The following is a 25606-nucleotide window of genomic DNA, read 5'->3' as shown; positions in this document are numbered from 1 at the left end:
CTTATAGGACTCCAGCTTGTTGCATATCGCGGCGGAGTTCGGTCAGCTCATCCTCGGTGGGTGCCAGAATAGGCAGCCGTGGATCGCCGACGTCGATACCCTGCAGTCGCAGGGCCGCCTTGGCTAAGGTGGCGCCGCCCAGACGCGCTTGGGCGTGAACGAGCGGGGCCAAAATATTTACGTTTATCTCCCTTGCACGTGCAAGGTTTCCTTCTGAGAAAGAAGTATAAAGCTCCGCAAGAGCCCGCGGGGCAGCGTGGCCGATGACCGAGATGAAACCGCTGGCCCCCATGGCAAGCCACGGGAGGTTGAGCGGATCATCGCCGGAGTACCACGCCAGTCCAGTCTCTTGCATTAGTTGGGCGCCGAGTGGCAGGTCACCCTTCGCGTCCTTCACGGCCGCGACGGTGGGCAGTTCAGCCAACCGGCGTAACGTATCCGCGTGAATCGGGATACCGGAGCGACCAGGAATGTCGTAGACGCAGATCGGCAGATCGGTGGCGCCAGCTACTTCGGTAAAGTGCGCCAGGACTCCCGCCTGCGAAGGCTTCGAGTAATACGGGGTCACGACCAAGAGGCTGTCCGCCCCCGCATTCGCCATGGTGCGGGCAAGCTCTACGGAAGACACCGTATTATTGGTTCCCGCACCAGCGCAAATTCGTGCCCTGTCGCCCACCTCGTCCTTGACGGCCTTTACTATTTCAGTCTTCTCCGCCACGGAGGTGGTGGGAGACTCACCCGTAGTGCCCCCGATGATGAGGGAATCAATGCCGTTGTCCACGAGGTGCGCAGCAAGCTCTCGAGCTCGGCCCAAGTCCAAGGCGCCGTCCTGGTCAAATGGTGTGACCATGGCGACCCCGACGCGGCCGAAGGTCTCGATGCCGGTCTGTGCAGTCATACCTGTGCTCATAGGCGTCAAGGATACCCGCTTATTGATGAGCTGCGGGCATCCGCCCCCGGCATGGCGGTGTTCTAGCCGGCGTAGGGACTGGCGGCCATCTCCGTGCCGTCGGACAACGTGGTGATGTGAAAGTCATCAAAAAGCACGGGCGCCTGCTGAGACAAAAGCCGCAGGCAGGCCACGGCCACCGCACGCAGCTCCGTGTCCGCGTGCTCCGTCGCCCGCGCGGCGATGAACTGCCGCCAGGTGCGGTAGTTGCCCGTGACCACGATTCGGGATTCGGTCGCGTTCGGCAGGATGGCCCGCGCGGCCTGGCGGGCCTGCTTCTTGCGCAACAGCGCATTGGGCTCGTCCTCCAGCTTCTCCTCCAACGCGTGGAGCAGCTCCTCGTAGACGAAACGGCTCTCATCCACCGCGGACAGCAGCAGCCGGGTCAGTTGCTCGTCCCGGGCGATGGGCTCCGGCAGCACGACGGAGGCCCGCTCGGGGTGCACGAAGCGCTGCGAGAGCTGGGAGAAGGAGAAGTGCCGGTGCCGCACCAGTTCGTGGGTGGCCGAGCGGGAGATGCCGCGGATGTAGAGCGTCGCCGTGGCATGCTCGAACAGGCCGGCGTGGCCGACCTCCAGGATGTGCCGCAGGTAGGCGGCGTTGGTGGCGGTGCGCGGGTTCGGCTTGTCGAAGGACTCGTAGCAGGCCCGGCCGGCGAACTCGACCAGCGCCTCGGTGTCGGTAGCCGTGTCATCCGGTTCCCACTCTACCCCGGTGGGGGTGTGAAACGCCGTCGCCGCAATCAGCTCAACCTGCAGGTTACTGACCTCAGCCATGATCTAGAGTCCCAGGTAGGATTCCAGCCCGACAACCAGGCCCGGGCGGTCGGCAATGTTGCGGACGCCGACCAGCACGCCCGGCACAAAGGAGGTGCGGTCGTAGGAGTCCTGGCGGATGGTCAGGCTCTGGCCCTGGGCGCCAAAGATCACCTCCTCGTGGGCCACCATGCCGCGGGTGCGCACCGCGTGGACCGGAACGCCGTCCACGTTGGCGCCGCGGGCGCCGTCCAAGGCCTTTTCCGTGGCGTCGGGCATGGGCCTCATGCCGGCCTCCTGGCGGGCGGCGGCAATGCCCTCCGCGGTGTGCACGGCGGTTCCGGACGGCGCGTCCAGCTTCGTCGGGTGGTGGTACTCCACGACCTCGGCGGTCTCGAAGTACTGGGCGACCTGGCGGGAGAGCACCATGGTCAGCACGGCGGAAATAGCGAAGTTCGGCGCGATCAGCACGTGCCCCGCGCCGGAGGCCTGCGTCCACTGCTTGACCTGAGCCAGGCGGTCCTTGTCAAAGCCCGTGGTGCCCACCACGCAGTGGATACCGTTGGACACGCAGTACTCCAGGTTGCCCATGACGGAATCCGGCGTGGTGAAGTCCACGACGACCTGGACGCCGTTGGTCTTGAGCAGCTCCAGGGAGTCCCCGTGGTCGATGGTCGCCGCTAGGTCCAGGTCCTCGGCAGCCTGCACCGCCTCCACGACGGCCTCACCCACGCGTCCCTTTGCACCCAGCACACCGACTTGAATATTCATCGCGCTACCTTCTTTCCCTTGCGGTCTTTTCTTCCCGCGCCAGCCGCCGCCCCCCGCCCCGCGCGGGGCGGGACGGCGCGGGCCCACCGCCAACCTTTTAAGGCTTTAGCGGTGGAAACGGCTGAAACACGGCTGCGGGCCAAAAGCCCGCGTTCTGTTACCCCGGCCATTCTACCGCCCGGCCGCACGGCTTTGGGGCACTAAACTGGCGCCCATCCGCATGTATATCGGTTCCATTCTGGTCAATGATGTGGCCCACGCCCACGATTTCTACGTTGGCACGCTCGGCTTCCAGGTCAAGGACGACGTCACGCACGGCGATTTCCGCTGGCTGACCATCACCAACCCGCCGCAGCTGGCCGAGGACGGCTCGGTGCTGCCCGGCGCCGGCATGGAGATCATGCTCGAGCCCAAGGGGCGCCCCGCCGCCGGCGAGTTCACCGAGGCACTGCGGTCGGCAGGGATTCCGCTGACGCAGTTCCTCACCGACTCCCTGGACCGGGACTACGCGGAGCTTAAAGACCGCGGCGTCGAGTTCACAATGGAGCCGACCGACGTGGACCCGTCCCGGATCGCGGTCTTCGACGACACCTGCGGCAACCTGATCCAGATCGTGGAGCTCAAGAACTAAGCACCGCTTTTCACAATTAACAACCGCCACACGCGTTTCAGCTAAACTGGGGATAACCCTTACCTACCCAAGGAGATGACTCCCTATGCGCCAGTGGATCTCTACCCTCGCTCCCCTCACGGTGGCCGGCCTCGTCCTCACCGGCTGCGCGAATTCCGATAGCTCCGACAACGCTGACGGGGCCTCCTCCCCCAGCACCGTGACCTCTACCTCGAGCGCCCCCAATAACGACACCGCGGCGGCCGAATCCTCCACGGTCCGCAAGGGCGCGACCGCCCCTGCCGCCGATGCTTCCGACGGGGTGAAGATGCTGGGCACCCCGTCCCTGGACGATGAGCAACACATGGCCCAGGGCGCCGGCGAGCTGGTCCCGGTGCGCGTGCGCACCGCAGAACACGACGGTTTTACCCGTATGGTCATCGAATTTAGAGGTGAGGGCCCCGCCAGCTGGTTCGCCAGCTACACCGACGCGCCCACCCAGCAGGCCTCCGGCCATCCCGTCGAGGTAGCCGGCAACGCCTTCTTGGGCCTAGGGATCGAGCCCACCCCGTGGCCGTCCACGCCGGAGCTGGAGGAACAATACTTAGACACCGGCAGCTTCCCGGGCGCCGGCGTCATCGAAGAGGTCCAGTTCACCAGCGCTTTCGAGGCCCAGTCCCAGTTCGTGGTGGGCCTGAAAGAAAAAGTCCCCTACTCTGTGACGTACATGGATGGCCCGCCGCGCGTGGTCATCGACTTCGCCGGCTAAGTAGGCGGACGTCTTATAAGTAGGCGGGCAACTTCCGGGATTAGTCCTTGCGGCGGCGCACCGCCGGCACGCGGATGATGTCGCTGCCTCCCATGAGCGCGTAGTTGACCAGCACGATGGTCGGCGCGTCATCTGGGACCTCCGAGAGCGGGACGGTCACGCCCGGGCCGTTCTTCACGGTCGCCCCACCCATGATCCCGAAGCCCTCCAGGCGGATGTTGTAGTTTTCCGGGACGCGGATTTCCGAGCCGCCCATGAGGTCCCAGGCGTTGATGACCACGCGGTTCGCGCCGAGGGTGGCCTCGGAGAAGTCCAGCTCGCTGCCGCCCATGATGCTCAAGGCGAAGTGACTGGGCTCGCAGTGCCAGCCGCCGAAGCGCTCCGCCCCACCCATGATGCCGATCGAGAACTTCGAGCCCTCGCGGTTGGGAACCACCACGGGATAGTTGGCGTTGCGCACCGGCGCGGGCGAATCAACCTTGTCCAGGTCGTGGCTTAGCCCCAAATCGCCGACCAGCTCGGTGAGCTGGTCGAGGTAGGTAGCCTCCCAGACGCGCTGGGAGCGATCGTCGAATTCAGCTAAGCTGATCTTGCCTTCGCTGAAGGCTTGGCTGACCAGCTCAGCGGCTGCGTGGCGCTGCTTATCGCCAGCGCGCCGTCGTGGTGTGTCCATACACCTAACGATACAAGAAAAGGGGCCTTCCGGCCCCTTAACTATCGATCGCTACGTCGCTGGAGTATTAGTCCTCGTCGACCGGGACCAGGGAGATCTTGCCCCGGTTGTCGATGTCGGCGATTTCGACCTGGATCTTGTCGCCCACGTTGACCACGTCCTCGACCTTTTCGATGCGCTCGTCGCCACCCAGCTTGGAGATGTGGATGAGCCCGTCGCGGCCCGGGGTCAGGGAAACGAAGGCGCCGAAAGCGACGGTCTTGACGACCGTGCCCAGGAAGCGCTCCCCGACCTTCGGCAGCTGCGGGTTGGCAATCGAGTTGACCTTGTCCAGGGCGGCGTCGGCAGCCTCGCCGAACTCGGCGGAGACGTAGACGGTGCCGTCGTCCTCGATGGTGATGTCGGCGCCAGTCTCCTCCGTGATGGAGTTGATGGTCTTGCCCTTCGGGCCGATGAGCTCACCGATCTTGTTGACCGGCACCTGCACGGAGGTGATCTTCGGCGCCAGCGGGGACATCTCGTCCGGGCCTTCGATGACCTCGGCCATGGTGGCCAGGATGGCGGAGCGGGCATCGCGAGCTTGCTCCAGGGCGTCCACCAGCACGGCGGACGGGATGCCGTCCAGCTTGGTATCCAGCTGCAGGGCGGTGATGTACTCGGAGGTACCGGCGACTTTGAAGTCCATGTCGCCGAAGGCGTCTTCCGCGCCCAGGATGTCGGTCAGGGCGACGAACTTCTCCTTGCCGTCGACCTCGCCGGAGACCAGGCCCATGGCGATGCCGGCCACCGGGGCCTTCAGCGGGACGCCGGCGTTGTACAGCGACAGCGTCGAGGCGCAGACCGACCCCATCGAGGTCGAGCCGTTCGAGCCCAGCGCCTCAGAGACCTGGCGGATGGCGTACGGGAAGTCCTCGCGGGACGGGATGACCGGCAGCAGGGCGCGCTCGGCCAGCGCGCCGTGGCCGATCTCGCGGCGTTTCGGGGAACCGACGCGGCCGGTCTCGCCGGTGGAGTACGGCGGGAAGTTGTAGTGGTGCATGTAGCGCTTCGACTCGACCGGAGTCAGGGAGTCGATGTGCTGCTCCATCTTCAGCATGTCCAGGGTGGTCACGCCCATGATCTGGGTCTCGCCGCGCTCGAACAGGGAGGAACCGTGGGCGCGCGGGACTAGCTCGACCTCGACGCCTAGGTCGCGGATGTCGGTCACGCTGCGGCCGTCGATGCGGAAGCCCTCGGTCAGGATCTTGTGGCGGACGATCTCCTTCATCACCGCGTTGTAAGCGCTGCGGATCTGCTTGGAGGCATCCTCCTCGTCCTCGAAGCGCTCGATAAACTCGGCCTCGACCTGCTCCATGTGCTCGTTGGTAGCCTCGTCGCGCTCCTGCTTACCGGCGATGGTCAGCAGCTTCTCCAGCTTCTTGCTGGCCTTCTTCTCCACGGCTTCGAAGACCTCGTCGGAGTAGGCCGGGAAGAGCGGGAACTCCTGAGTTTCCTTGGCCACGCGCTCGGCCAGTCCGGCCTGGGCCTCGCACAGGGTCTTGATGAACGGTTTAGCCGCCTCCAGGCCCTCGGCCACGGCGGACTCTTGCGGCGCCGGGGCACCTTCGGCCACGCGCTCGGCGACGTTGACGCCGGCGCCGGCCTCGACCATCATGATGGCCACGTCTTCGACGGTCTTGCGGCCCTTCTTGCGCTGGACAATGCGTCCGGCCACGACCATCTCGAACAGCGCGCGGTCGTGCTGCTCGGAGTTCGGGAAGGCCACCCACTGGCCCTCCGGGTGCTTCTGATCGGCGATGAACGCCATGCGGACGCCGCCAACGGCGCCCGAGACCGGCAGGCCGGATAGCTGGGTGGCGGCGGAAGCACCGTTGATGGCCACGACGTCGTAGTACTCATCCGGCGCCTGGGACATCACAGTGATAACGACCTGAACCTCGTTGCGCAGTCCCTTGACAAAGGTCGGGCGCAACGGGCGGTCAATCAGGCGGCAGGCCAGGATGGCCTCGGTGGACGGGCGGCCCTCGCGGCGGAAGAACGAGCCGGGGATCTTGCCCGCGGCGTACATGCGCTCTTCCACGTCCACGGTCAGAGGGAAGAAGTCGAATCCCTCCCGCGGCTGGTTGGAGGCCGTGGTGGTGGCCAGCAGCATGGTGTCGTCGTCCAGGTAGGTGGTCACCGAGCCGTCGGCCTGGCGGGCCAGCTGCCCGGTCTCGAAGCGGATGGTGCGGGTACCGAAGTCCCCGTTATCCAGCGTGGCGATAGCTTCGGTGATACCGAAGTCATCGTCGTTCACATACTCAACAGCGTTGTTAGCGCTCATTAAAGTTAATTCTCCTCATCATCCGGCAATCGTCGATGTCGCCGGTAGTCGTACAACGTTGAATTCACACAACGGTGCTTAATACTACCAGCACAAACGCCGGACCGATACAACCGCGCCCGTTAAAGTCGCGCCCGAAAGCGCACGGCACCGCCGCAGAGGCTGCCGGCGGGGAGGCAGAAGAGGCTAAAGAGATCGCAAAAAGGCGCTGAGCACGGCCGGTGCTCAACGCCTAATGCGACAATCGACGCTGGTAATTAGCGACGCAGACCCAGGCGGGAAATCAGGTCACGGTAGCGGTCGATGTTGGTGGAAGCCAGGTACTTCAACAGGCCGCGGCGACGGCCGACCAGCAGCAGCAGGCCACGGCGGGAGTGGTGATCCTGCTTGTGGTCCTTCAGGTGCTCGGTCAGGTTGCTGATGCGGTAGGTCAGCAGTGCAACCTGGGCTTCCGGGGAGCCGGTGTCGGTCTCGTGGAGGCCGTATTCCTTCAGGATCTCGGCCTTCTTCTCAGTGGTCAGTGCCATGAGATAATCTCCTCAAACATATTTCAGTCCGCATGAAATCAAGCGCCCTCAAAGGCGCCGCCGCAACTGCTGCGGACCGCAGTCACAAAGCTATCCGGAAATCTTAGCTGCTAGCGGCACAAACCACCAAATCACGCGAGCACGCGAGTGAGCCGCTGACAGAAGCCGTCGACAAAACGGTCGGTGTCGACGTCCAGGGCGACTGCTACCCCGGCGTCCTCCCCGATCCGGGATTCGTCCCCGATGGTCCGCCCAATAGTTGGCCCGTCCACGTCGACCTTGAGCGGCATCCGCCGGCAGCCGACCAGGTCAGGCTCCGCGGCGACCGCCACGGCCAGCGGGTCGTGCAGTCCGCACCCGCCCAGGTGGGGCGAGTTTTTCGCGTAGGCGTCGAGGTAGAAATCCACCATGTCGGCATAGGCCACGCTCGCCGCCGTGCCGGCGGCCCGCCAGGCCCGGGTGGTCTCCCGCGTCAGCAGGGTCTGCAAGGTCACGTCGAGGCCCACCATGGTCAGATCCCGGCAGCCACGCACGACGGCATCGGTAGCCGCCGGATCCTGGGAGACGTTCGCCTCGGACCAGGCGGTGACGTTGCCCGGCACGGTCAGGGCCCCGCCCATCATGACGACCGGAAGGCTCGCCACCGCCGGGTCACGGTCCAGGGCCCGCGCCAGCGTGGTCGACGGCCCGGTGGGCACGAAGACGATATCGCCGCTTTCCTGGTGTCGGTGCGCCATACGGACCAAGAAATCCACGGCTGGCTCCGGCTGCGCCTGGCGACTGGGCGCGGGCAGCTCTACGCCACCCAGGCCGTTTGCGCCGTGAATGCCGGCCGAGGCCGCGCTGACCGCAAAGCCCGGTCGCTGCGAACCGACGAAGACCGGCACGTCGTCGCAACCAAGCAGGTCTAAAAGCGCCAAGGTATTGCGCACGCCCACCTCGACCTCGACGTTGCCGTAGGTGCCCAGCACCCCAATGAGCTCGAGGTCCTCGTGGGCCACGGCGAGCGCTAGCGCCAGCGCGTCGTCGATGCCGGTGTCCAGGTCCAGGATGATCTTGCGCACGTACGTGTCCTCCCTCGCGCTAATCCGCGCTAGCTAGCTCTCGCCTTCCAGGAAATAGGTGCCCGGCTCCCACCCGCAGGCCCGCGCGTCTGCAGCCAGCAGCTGGCGGGTTTTTGCCACGTCGTTGCGCATGGCCTCGAGTAGCTCGTCGACGGAGTCGAACTTGACCATGTCGCGGACGTGGGCGGTAATTTGCACGGTCGCGTCGTGGCCGTAGAGATCCGCGCTGCGGTCTAGAACGAAGGATTCCACGGAGCGCTGCTCGTCCCCGAAGGTCGGGTTGGTGCCCACGGAGATCGCCGCCGCGTAGGCCACGCCTGCCTCCATGTTGCCCTCGATGGGCGCGGCGGGCTCGTCGATGGTGAACCACCCGGCGTAGACGCCGTCGGCGGGGATGGCGATGGAATCCGGGAAGTACTGGTTGGCCGTGGGGTAGCCCAGCTCCTTACCGCCGCGCCCGGCCCCGCGGACCACAGGCCCGGAGACTGAGAAGTGCCGCCCCAGCGCCCAGTTGGCCCGGTCGATCTGGCCGGCGGCCAGGAATTGGCGCACCGTGGTCGAGGAGATCCGCACGCCCTCGTCATCGAGCAGCTCAATGACATCGACCGTAAAGCCCATCTGTTCGCCCAGCTCTGTAAGGACGGCCGGAGTGCCGGCGGCGTCGGCGCCGAAGGTGAAGTTCGCTCCCACGACCACGCCCTGGGCATGCAGCTTGTCGACCAGGAGCGACTGGGCGTAGTCCCGCGGGCTCAGACCACACAACTCGTGGGTGAAGTCGATGACGACCACCGCGTCGAGCCCGTAGCGCTCAGCCAGCTGGAAGCGCCGCTGCAGCGTCGTCACCGCCAGCGGGGCGCGCTGCGGCAAGAAGACGGTCACCGGGTGCGGATCGAAGGTCACCATGACGGCCTTGATGCCCTGGGTGTGGGCCCGGCTCACGGTGCGCTCGATCAGCTGCTGGTGGCCGCGGTGTACCCCGTCGAAGACGCCGATGGTGACCACGCTGGCCTCCAGCTGGTCGCTGATGGCCTCCATTCCATACCAAATATCCACGCCCTCTATGCTAGAATATGGCTGCCCATGCCCTAGACTCGAAGGCCATGACGGATCCTCTCGCTAGCTGTGGACTGGTAATTGTGGACAAGCCCGCGGGCATGACCTCACACGATGTCGTGGCCCGGCTGCGCCGCTACTTCGGCACCCGCAAGGTCGGTCACGCCGGCACCCTCGACCCGATGGCCACCGGCGTGCTCATCGCCGGGCTGGAGCGCGGCACGAAATTCCTGGCCCACCTCGTCGCAGCCACCAAGGCCTACGAGGCCACCATCCGCTTGGGCGCAGCGACCACTACCGACGACGTCGAGGGCGAAATCACCTCGCGCGGGACCACCGAGGCGCTCGATGACGCCCGCATCCTGGCCGCCATCCAGGACCTGCGCGGCGATATCATGCAACGGCCCGCCAGCGTGTCCGCCATCAAGATCGCCGGCAAGCGCGCCCACGAGCGCGTGCGCGACGGCGAGGACGTCGAGATCCCCGCCCGCCCGGTGACCGTCCACTCCTTCGAGGTGAACTCCATCACCCGCACCGACGGCTGGATCGACATCGAGTGCAGCGTGGAGTGTTCCTCCGGCACTTATATCCGTTCCCTGGCCCGGGACCTGGGCGAAGCGCTGGGCTGCGGCGGGCACCTGACCGCCCTGCGGCGCACGGCCGTGGGCAATTTTTACTTGGATGACTCCGCTCCGCTGGCCGAGCTGGAGGAATCTCCCCGCCTGTCGCTCTCTCTCGACGAGGCGCTCACCCGCTGCTACCCCGTCCTCGAGGTCACCGCCGACGAGCAGGCCGCGCTCGCGATGGGACAGTGGCTTGAGCCCCGCGGGCTGGAAAGCACGCACGCCGCCGTCGGCCCCGACGGGCGCGCAGTCGCCCTAGTCAAGGAGAAGGGCAAGCGGCTGGCCACCGTTTTCGTCGCGCGCCCGTCCACGCTTTAACGCTTCGCGTCCCCGGCGGCCAGCGGTGCGTAAGGCTAGGCCTTAGGGAAAGCTGATGTCCACCGTCGTGGCGACCACCACGTAGCCGTCCCTGACTATCCAACGCCCGGAGATAAACGGCACGGGGGTCGGCCGAACCAGCAGGTAGGAAATCAGCGTGCCGTCCTCGCGCAGATCGATCTCGGCCTGGTCGAAGCCCAGCCAGCGGTCCGTCATGGGGAACCACGCCTTGTACGTGGCCTCCTTGGCGCAGAACAACAGCCGGTCGGCGAAGGGGATGCCCGCCGCACGCAGCCTCTCCAGCTGGGGGATCTCGCCGGACCGGGCAATCATCGCCAGCACGCCTTCCGGCAGCTGCTCCGCCGGCTCGGCGTCCAGCCCCAGCGAGCGCACCTTGGTGGTGGGCGCCGCCACGGCCGCGCGGAAGCCCTCGGTGTGCGTCATGGAACCGGTAAACCCATCTGGCCACAGCGGCTTGCCGCGCTCGCCGCGCAGGATCGGTTCGCTGCCGGTGTAGCCGGCCTCCCGCAGGGCCTCGTGGGCGCACCAGCGGGCGTCGCCGAACTCGGATTTGCGGACGTTGACCGAACGGGAAACAATGGACTGCTCCAGCGGGTGCAGGCCCTGGAAATTCATCAAGTCGGAGTGCTCCGAGCGGGTCCGCACGTAACAGAACCGGGCGGATTCCGGGAACAAACTTGGCTCTAGCATGATCAGTCCTCCTCGTGCAGCACCGGGTACGGCCACGGCTGCCGGTTGCGGTGGGCATCCCACTGGCGCCACTGACGCGGGTAGCCCAAGGAGACCTCGTGGTGTTCTACCCCATCGACCACGGTTGTGCCCGGCATGTGCAGGTGGCCGTAGACCACCGCGCGGGCGTCGTAGCGCTTGGCCCAGGAGCGGGTATGGCGCGTGCCGCACCACAAGCTGATCTCCGGGATACCCAGCTTCAGCGTCGGCTCCTGGACCAGCGGCCAGTGGTTGACCAGCACCGTGGGACCAGAGATCCGGGACAGACGCTTGATCGTGTAGGCCAGCCGGTCCCAGCACCACCCGCGGATGTCCGCGAAAGGCGCTATGGCGAAGTCGTCGGTCATCACCAGCTGCGCCTCCCGCGCGGCGGCCAAGGCCTCCTCCACGCTGACCCCGGGGCGGCGGAAGCTGTAGTCGTAGAGGGTAAAAAGGCCCGCCACCGTGTGGCCGGCGAAGACTGGGTACGGATCCTCCGGGGTGTAGATGCCTAGGTCCCGGCAGCCGGCGACGAGCGCGTCGTATTTGTCGCGGCCGCGGCACCGGTCCCCGGACCGGCTGAACAGCTCGTGGTTGCCGGGGACCCAGATGACCTCGGCGAAGCGGGACTTTAACTGGCGTAGCACCCGCAGCACGAGCTCGGTGCGCTCCGCCACGTCGCCGGCCACGATGAGCCAGTCGTTAGGGTTCTCAGGCGCCAGACCGTCGATATGGGGCGTGTTCGCCTTGACGGCGGCGTGCAGGTCCGCGACTGCCCACAGGGTGCGTGGCACCTGGTCCTCCTCGTTCTCGCTGTCGGTTCAGTTGGCTGCTAGTGCGCGTCCTCCACCGCTCGGGGCTCAATGACCGCCCAGCGCATGGAGTAGAAACGGTATACCACCGCGATTGTACGCAAGGCGATAAACGCCCCGAGGCCCAACCAAATGCCCAGCAGTCCCCCGTCGGCGGCGTAGGCCAGCCAGATGCCGGGCAAGAAGCCCACCAGGACCGAGCCGATGGTGATGTTGCGCAGGTAGGCGGCGTCGCCGGCGCCCAGCAGGACGCCGTCGAAGGCGAAGAGGATGCCGCCGGCGACCACCATCGCCACCATGACCCACCAGGGACCGCGCATGACATCCACCACGGCGTCCGAGTTGGTAAAGATCCACGGGATGACCCCGGCGCCCAGCGCGAAAATGGCGGCGAGGACGGCGGCAAAGCCGGCCGAGTAGTGCATGATGCGCCCGCCGGTGCGGCGGGCGGCCTGCGCCGAGCCGGCGCCCAGCGCTGCGCCGATAAGTGTCTGCGCCGCGATCGCCAGGGAATCCAGGACCAGCGTCAGGAAGTTCCACAGCTGCAGCATGACCTGGTGCGCGGCCAGGGAGGCGGTGCCGAAACGGCCGGCCACCGCGGCCGCGGACAGGAAAGCAACCTGGAAGCTCAACGAGCGCAAAATGAGGTCGCGGCCCAGCACCAGCTGGCGGCCGATGACCCGCGGGCGGATCTTCCAGGAACCACCGTGCTGCCGGGCCAGCTCGATGAGAAAGAGCGTGGCCACGATCCCCATGCCCAGCACGTTGGCCGCCGCCGAGCCAGGCAGGCCCCAGAGGTGGACGAAGATGGGCACGCAGATAGCCCCGGGGATGACACCGGCCAGGGTGAAGACCAGCGGCTTGCGGGTGTTTTGCACGCCCCGCATCCAGCCATTGCCGGCCATAACCACCAGGGTGATCGGAATGGCCAGAGCCGCGATGTGCAGCCACTGGGCCGCGCGGGCGGCGGTATCCGCGTTGCCGGTCATCCACCACGTGATTTTTTCGGCAAAAAGCCACATGATAACCGCCAGCGCCGTGCCCACGCCCAGCGCGACCCAGGTGGCCTGGATGCCTTCGGCTACGGCCTCGGCGCGCTTGCCCGCGCCGTACAGCCGCGCGCCGCGGGCCGTGGTGCCGTAAGACAAAAACGTCAGCTGGGTCGTCACCACCGACTGCACCGCGGCCGCCGCGCCCAGAGCCGCTAGGTCCTCGGCGCCCAAGCGGCCGACGACGGCGGTGTCGAACAGGAGGTAGAGCGGCATCGCCGCCAGCACACCCAGCGCGGGAAGCGCGAGCCCGAGGATGCGCCGCAGGGTGACCTCCGAGGCCTTCCTACCGGTCGTGGTGGTTTCGCTCGTGTCGGCCTCGATCGGGGCGGGGGTGGTATCGGCAGAGTTTTCGTCTTTAGTCATTAATACGTGCGGACAACTTCCACTAATTTCTCAGTGATTTCTTCCGGGGTGCCGTGGGCGGTGTAGCCAGCGGCCGGCACGTGCCCGCCGCCGCCGAACTGCAGGGCGATGGCCGAGCAATCCACGACCGAGGACCGCAGGGAGGTCGCGAAGACACCCGGCGCCTGCTCCTTGAACACGACGCCGATGTCCGTGCCGTCTAAGGCGCGGACGAATTCCACCAGGGACTCCACGGCGGCATCGGAGCGATCCCCGATATCCGCCAGGCGGCCGACCAGCACGCCTAGCGTGTGCGAGCCGGCCTCGACGACCTGCACGCCGGAAAGCACCCGGCCTAGCATCTGCAGGTCGGTCGCGGTGGTGCTGTCGAGCAGATCCACCGCGATCTGCTTGGTGTCCAGCCCGTAGTGCATCAGGCGGGCAGCGTACTCGTGCATGGCGGGCCGGCCCCACCGGAAGCTGCCGGTGTCCGTGACCAGGCCGGCGTAGAGCGCGTGCGCGATGTCCGTATCCATCTGCACGTCGAGCAGGTCGAGGATCTGGGTTAGCGCCACAGTGGTGGACTCGCACTCGTAGTCCACCAGGTTCACCGAGCCGAAGCCCGGGTTCGAGGCGTGGTGGTCAATACAGACCACGCGCCCCGCGGCCGCCTGCTGCTCCACCGCGGGCGCCAGCGAGCCGGTGCGATCCAGCGAGCCACAGTCCACGGTGACGTAGAGGTCGTAGCCGTCCGGCAGGTCTTCGACCAGCTCGACGGCTTCCGAGCCGGGGATGGAAAGCAGGTTGCGGGAGATTTCTCGGCGCTGACCGATGACCACGCGGGTGAGCTTGTCGAACTGCTGCAGCGCCATGTTCAGCGCGCAGGCCGAGCCCACCGCGTCGGCATCCGGTCGCAGGTGGGTGATGATGCACACGCTGTCTGCCGCGCGCACCGCCGCCGCTACCCGCTCATAATCCTGTTCGAGCACGGATCTACTCGCTTTCTTTCTCCTTATACGGGTTCGCCTCGCCGGCCGGCTGGGCGGTTTCCTTCAGCTTCGCCAGCTCGGCGTCGCGGGCGCGCGCCTTTTCTAGCAGCTGCTCCATGTGCGCGGACGACTCCGGCACGGTGTCGACCTCAAAGCTCAGCGTCGGCGTAAACCGCACGCCCAGCTGGTCGCCGACCAGCTTGCGCAGCTGCCCGCGGGCGCGGTGCAGGGCCTCCGCGGCGGCGTCGAAGTCCGGCTCGTCGTCGATGTCGCGGCCGCGGACCGTGTAGTAGACCGTCGCGTCGTGCAGATCCCCGGTCACGCGGGTGTCGGTGACCGTCACCAGCTCCACGCGGCGGTCCTTGATGTTGTGTTCGAGGGCGTTAGCAACAATTGCCTGAATCCTCTTCGCCATGCGTCCCGCGCGTGCGTGGTCTGCCATTGCTCCTCCTAGACCTGAGTTGGAAAAATCGATCTTCAAGCTAATCTATTCTAGCTTCCCCGCGCAACGAAAAATCCCCGGCACGCACTATAGCGTGGCGGGGACAATCGCTACCGGTAGTGGGCCTACCGGTCAGCGCCAGCTAGTTGCTGGATCGGGTCGAACTAGTCGCGCGGGACCTCGACCTCTTCGAAGGCCTGGATCTGGTCGCCGACCTGGATGTCCGGGAAGGACAGGACCATACCGCACTCGTAGCCGGCGTTGATCTCGGTGGCGTCGTCCTTCTCGTGACGCAGCGACTCGATACGGGCATCGCTGGCAATGACGTTGCCATCGCGTACGATGCGCACCTTGCCGTTGCGCTTGACCTGGCCCTCGGTCACCATACAGCCAGCGATGGTGCCCACGGCGGAGGACTTGAACAGCGCGCGGATTTCGGCCGCGCCGGTCTCGCGCTCCTCGTAGATGGGCTTGAGCATGCCCTTGAGGGCCTTCTCCACATCCTCGATGGCGCGGTAGATAACCGTGTAGTAGCGGATATCCACGCCCTCCTGGTTGGCCTCGTTGGTCGCCTTGCCCTCAGCGCGGACGTTGAAGGCGATGATAACGGCGTCGGAGGCCGCTGCCAGGGTGACGTTGGTCTGGGTGACCGCACCGACACCGCGGTCGATGACGTTGAGCTGAACCTCATCGTCGACCTTGATGTCTAGTAGGGCGTCTTCCAGAGCCTCGACCGAACCGGCGTTGTCGCCCTTGAGGATAAGGTTCAGCGTCGAAGTCTCCTTCAGCACCGCGTCCAGATCCTCCAGGGAGACGCGCTTGCGGGCCTTGGCCTGCATAGCGGAACGCTTGCGGGCGTCGCGCTGGGCAGCGATCTGGCGGGCCACGCGGTCGTCCTCGACCACCAGCAGGTTGTCGCCGGCACCCGGCACGCCATTAAGACCCTGGACCTGGACCGGGCGGGAGGGGCCGGCCTCGTCCACGTCGTTGCCGAACTCGTCGAGCATGCGGCGCACGCGACCGAAGGAGTCGCCCACGACGATGGAATCACCGACGCGCAGCGTACCGCGCTGGACGATGACGGTAGCCACCGGGCCGCGGCCGCGGTCCAGGTAGGCCTCGATGGCCACACCCTGGGCGTCCATGTCCGGGTTGGCGGTCAGCTCGAGGGCCGCGTCCGCGGTCAGAACGACCGCCTCCAGTAGCTCCTCGATGTTCTGACCCGCCTTGGCGGAGATGTCCACGAACATGGTGTCGCCGCCGTACTCTTCCGGAACCAGGCCGTACTCGGTGAGCTGGCCACGGATCTTGTCCGGCTGCGCCTCCGGCTTATCGATCTTGTTCACCGCGACCACGACCGGGATGTCCGCGGCCTTGGCGTGGTTGATGGCCTCAATGGTCTGCGGCATGACACCGTCGTCCGCGGCCACGATCAGGATGGCCAGGTCCGTGGACTTGGCACCGCGGGCACGCATGGCGGTGAAGGCCTCGTGGCCCGGGGTATCCAGGAAGGTGATGGCGCGATCGCCGCCGTCGACCTCTACGTCCACCTGGTAGGCGCCGATGCCCTGGGTAATACCGCCGGCCTCGCCTTCGCGCTCGTTGGTCTTACGGATGGTGTCCAACAGGCGGGTCTTACCGTGGTCGACGTGGCCCATGACGGTGACCACCGGCGGGCGCTTAGCGAGGTCTTCCTCGCTGCCCTCGTCCTCACCGAACTGCAGGTCGAAGGACTCGAGCAGCTCGCGGTCCTCGTCCTCCGGGGAGACGACCTCGACCTTGTAGTTGATCTCAGCGCCCAGCAGCTGCAGGGTCTCCTCCGAGACGGAGGCGGTGGCGGTCACCATCTCACCCAGGTTGAACAGCGCCTGGACCAGGGCAGCCGGATCCGCACCGATCTTCTCGGCGAAGTCCGCCAGCGAAGCACCGCGGCGCAGACGCACGGTCTTGCCGCCACCGTCGGGCAGGCGAACGCCGCCGACGACGTGCTTCTGCTGCTCCTCAAACTCGTGCCGCTTCTGACGCTTCGACTTCTTGCCCTTGCGGGGTGCGCCGCCCGGACGACCGAATGCGCCGGCGGTACCGCCGCGACGGCCGCCGCGGCCACCGCGGAAGCCACCCGGACCGTGGCCCGGACCGCCACCGCGGCCGCGACCACCCCGGCCGCCACCGCCGCCATTGGCGGACTTGGACGGCATGGAAGCGGGGTTCGGGTGCGACGGCATCATCGCCGGGGTAGGACGGCGACCGCCACCCTGACCGCCGGAGGACTGGCCGCCGCGCGGCTTGTTGTCACCGCGGCCCTGGCCCGGCTTGTTGCCACCGGAACGTGGGCCCTTGGTGCCGCCCGGACGCGGGCCGCCCTTGCCGCCACCGCGCGACTCGTTGGAGCCGCCAGTGGAAAACGGGTTGTTGGCCACCCGGCGGGTGCCGCCCGGCTTCGGCATCGGGCGCGGCATTGCGTTGCCCGGGGTCGGGCGCTCGCCGCGTCCCTGGCCCGGCTTCGGGGCGGACTTGCTAGCGCCCGGCTTGGGTGCGGACTTGCCAGCGCCCGGCTTCGGAGCTTCCTGGCCCGGCTTCGGGGTAGCTGCCTTGCCAGCACCCGGCTTTGGCGCGCCCGGCTTGGGTGCGGACTTGCCAGCGCCCGGCTTCGGAGCTTCCTGGCCCGGCTTCGGCGCGGCGGACTTGTTCGAGCCCGGCTTGGGCTTGGATTGGTTGTCGGACTTCTGCTCGGCGGCGTTGTCGCCGCCGCCCTGCGCCTCATAGTGGGCGCGCATCTTCTTGACCACCGGCGGTTCGATGGTGGACGAGGCGGTCTTGACGAACTCGCCTTGTTCCTTCAGGGTTGCGAGCAGTTCCTTGCTGGTTACACCGAGCTGTTTAGCCAGCTCGTGAACGCGTAGCTTTCCGGCCACTTGTCTCCTCTTGGGTTAGCTAGAGACCATAAGCGCCGGAAAGGCGGTTACGATCCCTAGGGTTTACGTAGGACTTTCATCGCTGATGCTTCATCGTTGTGCGCTCATCAGTGTTCGGTCTTCCTTACAATCTCAGGGTCTTCCCCACGGCCGTCGCCGACCGCGGTATGCGGTTCCTTGGCGGCTTTGGCCTCCAAGTACTTTCGAATCTGACCTGTGTCCACAGCTGCAGACACGCGAAGAGCCCGCCCGAAGGCGCGCCGTTTCTCCGCTAGCTCGTAGGCGGCCAGGGTGGGCTGGATCCACGCGCCCCTCCCCGGGCGCGACCGCTGCGGGTCGGGCACGGCGATGACCGTACCTTCAGCGGTGGTGGTTGCCACCACCCGCAACAATTCCGAGTCCGGATGCGTGGTTCGGTGGGCGATGCAAGTGCGAAGCCGGATGGGACGGACCCGATTAGCTTGCACTCATTACCTCCGAATCTTGGCTTGGCTCCATGAAACCTGGCCGCGTTAGGGCCGTCCAATAGTTTACGGCAAAGTGGACTAAAAATGAACTTAGGCCCCACACTCCGCGTGTGGAGCCTAGGACAGCTCACGCCTACTCGTGGGCGGCGGCGTCCGCATCCGAATGGATATCAATCTTCCAGCCGGTCAGGCGCGCGGCCAGGCGGGCGTTTTGCCCTTCCTTGCCGATGGCCAGGGACAGCTGGTAGTCCGGCACGGTCACGCGGGCGACCTGGGCGTCCGGGTCGAGCACCTCGACGCGCACCACCTTGGACGGGGCCAGGGCGTTACCGACGTAGACCTCCGGGGAATCGTGGTAGTCGATGATGTCGATCTTCTCGCCGCCAAGCTCGCGCATGATGTTGTTCACACGCTGGCCGCGCGGGCCGATGCACGCGCCCTTGGCGTTGAGCCCCTTGACGGTGCCGCGCACGGAGACCTTAGAGCGGTGGCCGGCCTCGCGGGCGATCGCCAGGATCTCCACGGCCTTATCGGCTACCTCCGGCACCTCGAGCTCGAAGAGCCCGCGGACGAGCTCCGGGTGGGTACGCGAGAGGTTGATCTGGACGTTGTTGCCGTTGCGGCTCACGCCCACGACGTAGGCTTTGACGCGGTCGCCGTGCTCCAGCTTCTCGCCGGGGATCTGCTCGGCCGGCAGCAGGATGCCGTCCTGCGGCTCAGCCTCGGTGCCCAGCTGCACGACGATGATGCCGCGGGCGTTCAGCGTGGCTTCGCGCTCAACGATGCCGGAGACCACGGTGCCCTGGATGTGAGAGTAGGAGTCGAAAGTGCGGTCGGCCTCGGCCATGCGCAGGCGGCCGTAGATAGCCTCGCGGACCGCCCGGGCGCCGACGCGGCCGAAGTTTTCCGGCGTGTCATCGTATTCGGTGGCCAGCTCCCCCGTCTCCGGGTCCAGCTCGCTGACGATGACGGCGACCGCGCCGGTCTCCGAGTCGATGTCCACGCGGGCCTTGGCGTTGTCGCCGGCCGAGCCGCCGCGGTAGTCCAGGTAGGAGCTCAGCAGTGCGCCCGCGATGGAACGCAGCAGCTCAGGGACCGGAACTTCGCGCTCTTTCTCGATGGCCCGTAGTGCCGCCAGATCAATATTCACTTGTCGTTCCTCTCGTTAGGCCGAGACGCGCTCGGCCGCATGTTCAAAGTCTTCGCGCGCTACTTCCAGCTCGGCGGCTGAAGGTTGCGCGAATTCAATTTCTACCACTGCCCGGGCGATATTAGCCAATCGCAGGATCTCCACCTCGAGGTCCTTCTTGACGGTGCGGACCACGATGACCTCGGTGTTATCCGGATTAAGCGCGCCCAGCCGCCAAACGGTGCGCTGGCCCGGGGCATCGGCCAGCTCGACGGCCACCTGGCGGGCCTGGTTGCGACGGAAGTGCCGCGGGGCAGAAAGCGGCAGGTCCACGCCCGGGGTGGAGACCTCCAGGGTGTAGCCGGCGCCGAAGTTGAGCTCGCCGGCGGCCTCGGCGGCATCAAAACGTTGGGAGATGAGATCCGAGACTTCCTCCAGCACGTCCGACGTCGGCCTCCTATCCCCGTCCACACGGATGATTACCTGGGATTTCTTCCCTGCCCGCGTGGTCTTGATGTCTTCGACGTCGAGGCCGCGATCCTGGATGAGCGGTTGCACGAAATCAGTCAATGTTGCTGAGTCTGGGAAAGCCATACCCTCAAGCCTAACCCGACCGGGTACAGTCTCTTCCGTGAACCGCCGAAAGCTTGCTGCCCCCGCCGTTGCCGTCATCGCACTCGCACCCGCCGCGACCGCCTGCCAACCCGTGGTGGACTATTTCGGCCCCCGCCCAGACGCCACCTTGGTCGAGCTCGCCCAGTCGGCAGAAGCAGACGCCCAGACCTTGAGCGCCACCGATCCCGGGCACGCGGATCTGCGCCAGGGCCAGGCCGACGCGCTCTACACGGAAGTCGCCCGCCTGTGCGGTACCCAGGACGGCCAGGTCCCAGCCTCCTGCGAGGTCGCCCACTCCGCTGAAAACTCTTCCGCCGGAGAATCAGTCGGCGGACAAACAGCCGTCGGCGAAGGCGCGGGGGACTCCGCAGGCCCCGCGGCCGTGCTCACTCGCGCCCGCGACGAGGTGCTGGACCAGCTCACCTCCGTGACGGCCGAGTCCCGGCCCCTGGTGACCAGGCAGGCCATCGATCTTTCCGCCGCCGTTAACGATCTCGCCGCGGACTCCGGCGGCTCGGACGCGCCCGAGTCCGAACCCACGCCCGAGCTGGCAGTCGATGCCCTGGACCCAGAGCAGGCCGATACGGCGCGGGAGCTACTGGACTGGGAATATCAGCAGTCCTTCGGCCTGGATTTCGCCCGCGCTTTTGCCGAGCCCTGGCTCGAGCCCATCATCGACGCCCGACTTGATACCCACGCGCACCTGACCGCCCAGCTTCAGCAGGCGCTAGCGGCCAGCGGCGAGGTCCCGCAGCCGGCCGCCGGCTACGAGCCGGCCGGGCTGGAGCTGCCCACGGACGCGGCGAGCGCCGGGCAGTTCGTGCGGTCGCTGCGCGAGTCCAACGCCGAGACCTGGCGCGCTGCCGCCACCGACGAGGCCGCGCGCTTGAGCGGGCAGTCGGCCTCCACCGAGTGGCGCGACTGGCTCATCGCCGTCGCCGCCCGCTCCTAGCGGGGAGCTTAACGCCGCCTGAACGAGCGGCCAGAAAACCTTTAGCGGTTTTTGCGGAGGTTTTCATTGCATAGCCGCGGGGGACCGCCCTAAGTTGGACGCTCGATGGTTGCCGCTGGGCCCTGTCGCTCGCGCAACCAGGCAGACCTTGCACCCGATTTTAGGAGTTTATGTTTTCCCGGAAATCTTTCCTGTCCGCCGCAGCCGCTACCGCGATCGGTGTCGCCGGCCTCGCCGCCCCGACGGCGGGCGCCGCTAGCCCCGACGCCTGGCAGCAGGTAGCCGCCTGCGAGTCCGGCGGCGACTGGTCTATCAACACCGGCAACGGCTACTACGGCGGCCTGCAGTTCAACGCCCAGACGTGGGCGGCACACGGCGGCCAGCAGTACGCCCCGCAGGCGGACCAGGCCACCCCGGAGCAGCAGATCGCCGTGGCAGAAAACGTCCTGGCCACCCAGGGCCCGGGCGCGTGGCCGAACTGCGGCGGCCCGCTGGGCTAGTTCGCCTGATAGATTCGGCGCGCCAGCTGCAGCATGGGAATCTGCAGCGGCAAGCGCACCACGTGATAGCAGCGCTTCGGCACCGAGCCGGAGCGCTCTTTCCATGCGTGGTAGAAATTGGCCGGCCAGACCGCCAGCAGCAAGGCGTACGCACTGGCCGCGCCCGCGCGGCGGGTGTCCTTGCGCCACAGTAGGCCGGCGGTTGCTAGCTCCCACAGCCCGGAGGCGTAGTTGTACAGCCGCGGGTGACCGGGCAGCTGCGGCGGGACGATGGACTCGAATGCGTCGCGCGCGGCAAAGTGCAGCACTCCCATGCCGCCCAGGACCGCGGTGAAAACCTGCGCCTTATTCATCGCCACGCACCCGCTCCACCAGGGTGTCGACAATCTCGCCCACCGGGACCTCGAGGGTCTCGCCACCGCGCACGCGCAGCTCGATGATGCCGTCGGCGAAAGAGCGGCCGAGGATGGCGATAAACGGCATGCCCAGCAGCTCGGCGTCCTTGAACTTCACGCCCGGGGAGACCTTGGGGCGGTCGTCGAAGAGCACCTCGATACCACGCTTGTCGAGCTTGTCCACCAGCTCATCGCCGGCGGCCATGGCGGCCTGGTCCTTGTTCGCGACGACGACGTGCACCTGGTACGGGGCGACCTCCACCGGCCAGTTCAGGCCCTTGTCGTCGTGGCGCTGCTCCGCCAGCACGGCCAGCATGCGGGTAATACCGATGCCGTAGGAGCCCATGGTGGGCGTGGCGCGCTTGCCGTTCTCATCCAGGATGGACACGTTGAAGGCCTCGGTGTACTTGCGGCCCAACTGGAAGATGTGGCCCAGCTCGATGCCGCGCTCTAGGCGCAGGGTGCCCTGGCCTTCCGGCGCCGGATCGCCCTCCCGGATTTCGGCGGCCTCGATAAACTCGTCGACGTGGAAGTCGCGGCCGGCCACCAAGCCGACGGTGTGGTGCTGCGGGGCGTCCGCGCCGGTGATCCAGGAGGTGCCGTTGACCACGCGCGGGTCGGCGAGCACGCGCACGCCGTTGTCGTTGAGCGACTTCGGCCCGACGTAGCCCTTGACCAGGAAGTCGTGGCGGGCGAAGTCGGCCTCCTCGGCCAGCTCGAACTCGGCCGGCTCGAGGCTGGCCTCCAGGCGCTTCTCATCCAGCTGGCGGTCGCCCGGGATGAGCACGCCGGCCAGCTCCCAGTCCTCGCCCGGCTGGCGGGTCTTGATGACCATGCACTTGAGGGTGTCGGCGGCCTCGACGGCCCGGCCGTCGACTTCGATGCCGGCCTCGTGGGCCCAGTCCACCAGGGCCTCGATGGTGCCGGTCTCCGGGGTCTCGTGGATCTGCGCTTCCGGAGCGCCGGCGAAGTCGCGCTCGGCCGGGGCCTGGGTGACCACGGCCTCGACGTTGGCGGCGTAGTCGCCGTCGGTGGCGCGCACGAAGGTGTCCTCGCCCACCGGGGACACGGCCAGGAATTCCTCCGAGGCCGACCCGCCCATCGCGCCCGAGGTGGCCTGGCAGATGGCGTAATCAATCTCCAGGCGGTTGAAGATGTTCTGGTAGGCGCGACGGTGGCGCTGGTAGCTGTCCTCCAGCCCCTCGTCGGTCATGTCGAAGGAGTAGGAATCCTTCATAGTGAACTCGCGCCCGCGGAGCACGCCCGCGCGGGGGCGCTCCTCGTCGCGGTATTTGGTCTGGATCTGGTACAAGGTCACCGGGAAGTCCTTGTAGGACGAGTACATGTCCTTGACCGCGGTGGTGAACATCTCCTCGTGCGTCGGCCCGAGCAGCATGTCCGCGCCCTTACGGTCCTTAAGGCGGAAGAGGTTGTCGCCGTACTCGGCCCACCGGTTGGTCTCCTCGTAGGGCTCCCGCGGCAGCAGCGCCGGGAAGAGCACTTCCTGGCCGCCGATGGCGTTCATTTCCTCGCGGACGACGTCCTCAATCTTGCGCAGCGCCCGCAGCCCCAGCGGCAGCCACGTGTAGATGCCCGGCGCGGCTCGACGCACGTAGCCTGCGCGGACCAGCAGCTTATGGCTAGGGACTTCCGCATCCGCAGGATCTTCGCGGAGGGTACGTAAAAACAGCTCAGACAGGCGAGTAATCATGTCACAAATATACCCCGCTACCCTAAAACTATGTTCATCATCCTCCCTCCCTCAGAGACGAAGTCGACCGGCGGCGAAGGCGCTCCCCTGGATCTGGAGTCGCTGTCCTTTCCCGCGCTGACCGAAATCCGGCAGGACATAGCCACGGATCTCAGCGCGCTCGAGCCCCGCGAGGCCCTCGGCGTGCTGGGCATTTCCGACAAGCTCCTGCCCTCAGCGGAGGCGAACCAGCAGCTTTTTGCCACCCCCACTACCCCGGCGCTTTACCGCTACACCGGGGTGCTCTACGACGCCCTGGAGCCGGCCAGCCTGCCGTCGGCCGCGCTCGAGCACCTAGCGGTCGGCTCGGCGCTGTTCGGGGTCGTGCGCGCCGGGGACCTCATCCCGCACTACCGGCTGTCGGGCTCGACCAAGCTGCCCCGGCGCACCCACCCCGCGGAAGCCGCACCCACGATGAAGAAGCGGTGGGGCAAGGCCATCACGGCCGAGCTGAAGAAGCTACAGGAAGGCGGCGAGCTGATTATCGATCTGCGCTCGGGTGCGTACAAGCAACTGGGCCCGGCGCCCGGCGCGCTGACGCTGCGCGTGGAATCCGTGCAGCCGGACGGCAGCCGCAAGGTAGTCAGCCACTTCAACAAGCACTACAAGGGCCTGGCCGCCCGGGCGCTCGCCAGCGCCCAGCAGCCCGCCAGTGATGCCGAGGGGGTTGCCGAGCTACTCGACCAGGCCGGCTTCACCGTGGAGCTGCCTGAGACCACCGGCCGGCCCGCCGGGGAGATGACCCTGGTGGTCTAGCATTTCTCAGCCGGCCTGCTTAGAGGCTGTAACGCAGGCAGTTGTGCTCGGTGTGGCACTCGTCGCCCAGGCGGATGTCCGGGGCCACCCGGCCTTTTCCGTGGGCGGTGGCAAGCGCGTCGAGCACCTTGTCTTTCAGGCCCCACGGGCTGATGGTGTTGATGTAGATCTTGGTTCCTCCCTCGAAGCCGGCCAGCGTCGAGATGCGCAGCTTGATGAGGATCCGCCAGGGCTGCGGCACGGCCACGTCGACGGGCTGGTGGTGCCACTCCTCGTTGCAGGCCACGGCCGGGCCCACCGCCGCGTGGGCGGCATGGACCAGGTCGCTGACGGCCCGCACCTCCTCGGCGCTTTGGCGCCAGGGGCGGCCGATCGCGGACTTGGAGAAGACCTCCAGCGTCGGGTAGCGGTGCCCGAAGCCGGCGAAAAGCACCGCGTGCTGGTTCTCCGCGATGACGAGATTGTGCTTCGCGGCGTAGCCCACCGCCCACTCGTTGTACATGTTTGGGTGGGAGCGCAGCAGCTGGACCTCCCGCTGGGAGGCCATGCCGCGGTCGTCGATGGCCACCAGCTGCTTGTGAAGGTGCTCAAACGACGCGCCCGCCGGCGCCAGCCAGTTCTGGAACGCGGCAACGTAGGACACATACCGGTTGTGTTCATAGAGGTCCCGCATGGAATCAATACACAGCTGCATCATCCGTAGGTGCTCGTCCGGGGTCAGCCGCCCGGAGGATAACAGCCCGCCGTCGGAATCCACGTGCCGGTCCGCGATGATGACGTCGTGGCCGCCGCCGAAGAAGGGCGCGGCCGCGGCCTGGAATTCCTCTTGGCCCGATGGCAGGTCCTGCCCGCTGGCTTTGGCCTTCGCGGCGATGATGGCCTCGACATGGCGGCGCCCCTCCGGGTTCGCGAGGTAGGCCACCTGGTGGGCGGCGGTGGCGGTGTCCATGCGGTAGCCGTAGTTGGCCCGCCAGTAGTCGTAGGAGACGATCTCGAACAGGTTGGGCACGCGCCTAAACAGCGGTGTGGTCGCGTCGAGTTCGGCGGGCATGGCGTGCCGGATGATGGTCCCGTCGGCCAGGATCCGCGCCTTTTCCGGCGGGGTTTCCACCTTTCGCCCGGCGCAGAAGGCGCACCGCTTATCGTCTTCGGCCTCGGTGGGCTGGGGCGTGTCGTTGGTGGTAGCCAAGGGCCGGTTGCCCCGGCCGGGCACCGTCCACACTTCCGTACCGGAGAAGGGGTTGACCTGTTTGATGGTGCCGTCGGCCATGGTCTGGATGGGCTCGACGCGGGAAAACAGCGGCAGGTTCATGCCCTCTACCTTAG

General features: G+C 66.8%; 26 protein-coding genes. 6 read left to right on the top strand and 20 right to left on the bottom strand.

Features of this window, described 5'->3' with window-relative positions; all coding sequences use genetic code 11:
• Window position 1: 1 nt before the first annotated feature.
• From dapA to dapB, 3 genes are all read right to left on the bottom strand, one after another.
• On the bottom strand, window positions 2-910 hold the full coding sequence (dapA, locus tag QQS52_RS07280) for a 4-hydroxy-tetrahydrodipicolinate synthase (RefSeq protein WP_472773236.1): 909 nt from the start codon (window positions 908-910) through the stop codon (window positions 2-4).
• 62 nt (window positions 911-972) lie between these two features.
• The gene (gene thyX / locus QQS52_RS07275; protein WP_472773235.1) at window positions 973-1725 is read right to left on the bottom strand and encodes an FAD-dependent thymidylate synthase; all 753 of its coding nucleotides are present in this window, start codon (window positions 1723-1725) and stop codon (window positions 973-975) included.
• Between the two features lie 3 nt (window positions 1726-1728).
• Entirely contained in the window at window positions 1729-2475 is a 747-nt protein-coding gene (dapB, locus tag QQS52_RS07270; RefSeq protein WP_296204554.1) for a 4-hydroxy-tetrahydrodipicolinate reductase, read from the bottom strand.
• Between the two features lie 214 nt (window positions 2476-2689).
• Between dapB and QQS52_RS07265 the strand changes: the two genes are divergently transcribed.
• The gene (locus QQS52_RS07265) at window positions 2690-3106 is read left to right on the top strand and encodes a VOC family protein (RefSeq protein WP_472773284.1); all 417 of its coding nucleotides are present in this window, start codon (window positions 2690-2692) and stop codon (window positions 3104-3106) included.
• Between the two features lie 85 nt (window positions 3107-3191).
• On the top strand, window positions 3192-3854 hold the full coding sequence (locus QQS52_RS07260; protein ID WP_472773234.1) for an AMIN-like domain-containing (lipo)protein: 663 nt from the start codon (window positions 3192-3194) through the stop codon (window positions 3852-3854).
• Between the two features lie 40 nt (window positions 3855-3894).
• Here the strand turns inward: QQS52_RS07260 and QQS52_RS07255 are convergent, their stop codons facing one another.
• The 5 genes from QQS52_RS07255 to QQS52_RS07235 all read right to left on the bottom strand — a co-directional run bounded on the left by QQS52_RS07255 (window position 3895) and on the right by QQS52_RS07235 (window position 9503).
• On the bottom strand, window positions 3895-4527 hold the full coding sequence (locus QQS52_RS07255) for a DUF1707 SHOCT-like domain-containing protein (RefSeq protein WP_472773233.1): 633 nt from the start codon (window positions 4525-4527) through the stop codon (window positions 3895-3897).
• A 67-nt stretch (window positions 4528-4594) separates the two neighbouring features.
• Window positions 4595-6850 (bottom strand): polyribonucleotide nucleotidyltransferase, encoded by a 2256-nt coding sequence (locus tag QQS52_RS07250; protein ID WP_472773232.1) that lies wholly within the window; start codon window positions 6848-6850, stop codon window positions 4595-4597.
• Window positions 6851-7107: 257 nt separating this feature from the next.
• Window positions 7108-7377, bottom strand: a complete 270-nt coding sequence (rpsO, locus tag QQS52_RS07245; RefSeq protein ID WP_070768484.1) for a 30S ribosomal protein S15 — start codon at window positions 7375-7377, stop codon at window positions 7108-7110.
• Window positions 7378-7508: 131 nt separating this feature from the next.
• Window positions 7509-8441: a nucleoside hydrolase gene (locus QQS52_RS07240; protein WP_472773231.1), complete on the bottom strand. Its 933-nt coding sequence runs from the start codon at window positions 8439-8441 to the stop codon at window positions 7509-7511.
• 33 nt (window positions 8442-8474) lie between these two features.
• Window positions 8475-9503, bottom strand: a complete 1029-nt coding sequence (locus tag QQS52_RS07235) for a bifunctional riboflavin kinase/FAD synthetase (protein WP_472773283.1) — start codon at window positions 9501-9503, stop codon at window positions 8475-8477.
• A 38-nt stretch (window positions 9504-9541) separates the two neighbouring features.
• Between QQS52_RS07235 and truB the strand changes: the two genes are divergently transcribed.
• Complete coding sequence (gene truB, locus QQS52_RS07230) at window positions 9542-10435, top strand: tRNA pseudouridine(55) synthase TruB (RefSeq protein ID WP_472773230.1); 894 nt, start codon at window positions 9542-9544, stop codon at window positions 10433-10435.
• A gap of 42 nt (window positions 10436-10477) precedes the next feature.
• On the opposite strand, the gene QQS52_RS07225 is transcribed toward truB, so the two are convergent.
• The 9 genes from QQS52_RS07225 to rimP all read right to left on the bottom strand — a co-directional run bounded on the left by QQS52_RS07225 (window position 10478) and on the right by rimP (window position 19906).
• Window positions 10478-11146, bottom strand: a complete 669-nt coding sequence (locus QQS52_RS07225; protein WP_472773229.1) for a 4'-phosphopantetheinyl transferase family protein — start codon at window positions 11144-11146, stop codon at window positions 10478-10480.
• 2 nt (window positions 11147-11148) lie between these two features.
• Window positions 11149-11958, bottom strand: coding sequence for a metallophosphoesterase family protein (locus QQS52_RS07220; RefSeq protein WP_472773228.1), 810 nt, complete (start codon window positions 11956-11958; stop codon window positions 11149-11151).
• Window positions 11959-11996: 38 nt separating this feature from the next.
• Window positions 11997-13391, bottom strand: coding sequence for an MATE family efflux transporter (locus QQS52_RS07215; RefSeq protein WP_472773227.1), 1395 nt, complete (start codon window positions 13389-13391; stop codon window positions 11997-11999).
• Window positions 13391-14359, bottom strand: coding sequence for a DHH family phosphoesterase (locus QQS52_RS07210; protein ID WP_472773226.1), 969 nt, complete (start codon window positions 14357-14359; stop codon window positions 13391-13393). Before QQS52_RS07210 ends, QQS52_RS07215 begins: the two co-directional genes overlap by 1 nt.
• Window positions 14360-14363: 4 nt before the next feature.
• On the bottom strand, window positions 14364-14801 hold the full coding sequence (rbfA, locus tag QQS52_RS07205; protein WP_472773225.1) for a 30S ribosome-binding factor RbfA: 438 nt from the start codon (window positions 14799-14801) through the stop codon (window positions 14364-14366).
• A 164-nt stretch (window positions 14802-14965) separates the two neighbouring features.
• Window positions 14966-17716 (bottom strand): translation initiation factor IF-2, encoded by a 2751-nt coding sequence (gene infB, locus QQS52_RS07200; RefSeq protein WP_472773224.1) that lies wholly within the window; start codon window positions 17714-17716, stop codon window positions 14966-14968.
• A gap of 107 nt (window positions 17717-17823) precedes the next feature.
• Window positions 17824-18183, bottom strand: coding sequence for a YlxR family protein (locus QQS52_RS07195; protein WP_472773223.1), 360 nt, complete (start codon window positions 18181-18183; stop codon window positions 17824-17826).
• 133 nt (window positions 18184-18316) lie between these two features.
• The gene (gene nusA, locus QQS52_RS07190; protein ID WP_472773222.1) at window positions 18317-19333 is read right to left on the bottom strand and encodes a transcription termination factor NusA; all 1017 of its coding nucleotides are present in this window, start codon (window positions 19331-19333) and stop codon (window positions 18317-18319) included.
• 15 nt (window positions 19334-19348) lie between these two features.
• Entirely contained in the window at window positions 19349-19906 is a 558-nt protein-coding gene (gene rimP, locus QQS52_RS07185; RefSeq protein WP_472773221.1) for a ribosome maturation factor RimP, read from the bottom strand.
• A gap of 37 nt (window positions 19907-19943) precedes the next feature.
• Between rimP and QQS52_RS07180 the strand changes: the two genes are divergently transcribed.
• Both QQS52_RS07180 and QQS52_RS07175 read left to right on the top strand, forming a co-directional pair.
• Window positions 19944-20879 (top strand): DUF4439 domain-containing protein, encoded by a 936-nt coding sequence (locus tag QQS52_RS07180; RefSeq protein ID WP_472773220.1) that lies wholly within the window; start codon window positions 19944-19946, stop codon window positions 20877-20879.
• Window positions 20880-21049: 170 nt separating this feature from the next.
• The gene (locus tag QQS52_RS07175; protein WP_472773219.1) at window positions 21050-21379 is read left to right on the top strand and encodes a transglycosylase family protein; all 330 of its coding nucleotides are present in this window, start codon (window positions 21050-21052) and stop codon (window positions 21377-21379) included.
• On the opposite strand, the gene QQS52_RS07170 is transcribed toward QQS52_RS07175, so the two are convergent.
• Together QQS52_RS07170 and QQS52_RS07165 are read right to left on the bottom strand one after the other, a co-directional pair.
• On the bottom strand, window positions 21376-21732 hold the full coding sequence (locus QQS52_RS07170; RefSeq protein ID WP_472773282.1) for a DoxX family protein: 357 nt from the start codon (window positions 21730-21732) through the stop codon (window positions 21376-21378). The two genes, QQS52_RS07175 and QQS52_RS07170, sit on opposite strands and share 4 nt — an antisense overlap.
• Window positions 21725-23485: a proline--tRNA ligase gene (locus tag QQS52_RS07165; protein WP_472773218.1), complete on the bottom strand. Its 1761-nt coding sequence runs from the start codon at window positions 23483-23485 to the stop codon at window positions 21725-21727. Before QQS52_RS07165 ends, QQS52_RS07170 begins: the two co-directional genes overlap by 8 nt.
• 30 nt (window positions 23486-23515) lie before the next feature.
• Here QQS52_RS07165 and yaaA point away from each other — a divergent pair, with 30 nt between their 5' ends.
• Entirely contained in the window at window positions 23516-24280 is a 765-nt protein-coding gene (gene yaaA / locus QQS52_RS07160; RefSeq protein ID WP_472773217.1) for a peroxide stress protein YaaA, read from the top strand.
• 19 nt (window positions 24281-24299) lie between these two features.
• Here yaaA and QQS52_RS07155 read toward each other — a convergent pair whose 3' ends face one another.
• A complete protein-coding gene (locus tag QQS52_RS07155; RefSeq protein WP_472773216.1) occupies window positions 24300-25592 on the bottom strand; it encodes a DUF4921 family protein in 1293 nt (430 codons plus the stop codon).
• Between the last annotated feature and the right edge of the window lie 14 nt (window positions 25593-25606).

The organism is Corynebacterium sp. 1103A (assembly GCF_055700955.1).
Note: the sequence above shows the minus strand (reverse complement) of the source record. Positions and strands in the feature narration are given on the sequence as shown.